The sequence below is a fragment of the Pseudomonas sp. PS02303 genome (assembly GCF_029959925.1).
GTDB lineage: Bacteria > Pseudomonadota > Gammaproteobacteria > Pseudomonadales > Pseudomonadaceae > Aquipseudomonas > Aquipseudomonas mandelii.
The window spans coordinates 1-1,931 of the sequence record NZ_JASCOM010000486.1 but is presented as its reverse complement, the minus strand read 5'-3'; the positions used below and the strand labels follow the sequence as shown (position 1 = coordinate 1,931).

The following is a 1,931-nucleotide window of genomic DNA, read 5'->3' as shown; positions in this document are numbered from 1 at the left end:
AAAAACTTGTCCACGATTTATTGTGCGCGACGTTCTTCGCGGCGCGCCTTTCGCGGGCAAGCCGCGCTCCTGCAGGGGGCGGCTCCTTCTAGGAGCGAGGCTTGCCCGGGAAGGCATTCGCCGATTCAACGCCGTAACAACCCTTGCCTATACTTCTTTTTCTATAACAAAAGAGGGCTGCGCCATGGACCACCTCGTACTCACTGTTTTCGCTCCGGACAAGCCAGGGCAGGTCGAGCGCATTGCCCAATGCATTGCCGAGCATGGCGGCAACTGGCTGGAGAGCCGCATGTCGCGCATGGCCGGGCAGTTCGCCGGGATTCTTCGGGTGGGCGTGCCGGCCGAGGCTTACGATGAGCTGGTCGATGCCCTGAAGGCGTTGTCCGCCCACGGTATTCGCGTGCTGATCGCCGAAAGCGGCATTGAGCAATCCTGCACCTGGAAACCGATTGCCATGGAGTTGGTGGGCAATGACCGCCCGGGGATTGTCCGTGACATCACTCGCCTGCTGAGTGAGCAAGGGGTGAGCCTGGAGCGTCTGGTGACCGAAGTGCGTCCGGCACCGATGAGCAGCGAGCCGTTGTTTCACGCCGAAGCGATCCTGGCGGTGCCGCTGACCTTATCGCTGGATGTCTTGCAGTCGCGCCTGGAAACCCTGGCCGACGATCTGATGGTGGAATTGGTGCTGCGCAGTGAACCCTGACCGGGTTATCCAAGTTAAACGTGCACCTGCCTGTGGATAACCTGTAGAGACAGCCCGCCAGCCCATGCCGGCCGGGCTTCTTCCAGATCTGATCAAAAAACCATCAGTTTCAACAAGTTGCACACAAACGGCGGGGATCACGCTGTGGATAACCTTGGGAAGGATCACTGCAGGCCACGAAGGACGTGGCTCGCAGAAGTTTGTGTGTTTTTTGATCAGCTGCGGCGGCGAAGACTGATCACCGCATCGACGCTGTAAACCGCCAGACCTGCCCAGATAAAGATAAACGCGACCAGCGTGCTGGAAGACAAATGCTCGCCAAACAACAGCACGGCTTGCAACAGCACCAGCGTCGGCGCCAGGTACTGGAGGAAACCCAGCGTCGTGTAGGGCAGATGCCGTGCGGCGGCGTTGAAACACACCAGCGGCACCAGCGTCACTGGCCCGGCCGCCACCAGCCACCAGGCTTCGGATGTGGTCCAGAACTCGGGCTGAGCGCTTGTGGCCGTCTGATTGAACAGCAGCCAGGCAATGGCAATCGGCACCAGCATCCAGGTTTCCACCACCAGGCCGGGCAGCGCCTTGACTGGTGCCTGCTTGCGGATCAAACCGTAGAAGCCGAACGTCAGCGCCAACACCAGCGACACCCACGGCAAGCTGCCGACTTGCCACACCTGCTGCGCCACGCCGATGGCCGCAAGCCCCACCGCGATCCACTGCATGCGCCGCAGCCGCTCACCGAGGATCAACATCCCCAGCAGCACGTTTACCAGAGGGTTGATGTAGTAACCGAGACTGGCCTCAAGCATGCGCCCGTTGTTCACCGACCAGACGTAGGTCAGCCAGTTGGCCGCAATCAGCGTGCCGCTCAGGGCCAGGACCGCCAGGCGTTTCGGGTTATCCCGCAGTTCCTGCCACCATCCCGGGTGTTTCCAGACCATCAGCAACAAGCCGCCGAACAGCGCCGACCACAGTACACGGTGAATGATGATCTCCACGGCCGGCACGCTGGCGATGGCTTTGAAATAGATCGGGAACAGGCCCCAGATGATGTAGGCACTCAGGCCCAGGATGTACCCGCGACGCGGGTTGGCAGCTTGCATGCAGAATCCTTGCTTAGGCAGCTAACAAAGAGGGGATTGTATAGATGTGTTGTATTTTTTGTAGGAGCGAGGCTTGCCCGCGAAGAACGATATCGCGGTCTGCCTGAAATACCGCGTTATCGTTC

General features: G+C 60.0%; 2 protein-coding genes. One reads left to right on the top strand and one right to left on the bottom strand.

The genetic code is table 11. The features are described from left to right. The first annotated feature begins 184 nt into the window (after positions 1–184). Positions 185–703, top strand: coding sequence for a glycine cleavage system protein R (locus QMX98_RS34330; RefSeq protein WP_010467092.1), 519 nt, complete (start codon positions 185–187; stop codon positions 701–703). A 215-nt stretch (positions 704–918) separates the two neighbouring features. On the opposite strand, the gene rarD is transcribed toward QMX98_RS34330, so the two are convergent. Further along, positions 919–1,806, bottom strand: coding sequence for an EamA family transporter RarD (rarD, locus tag QMX98_RS34325; protein ID WP_010467094.1), 888 nt, complete (start codon positions 1,804–1,806; stop codon positions 919–921). Positions 1,807–1,931: the final 125 nt, after the last annotated feature.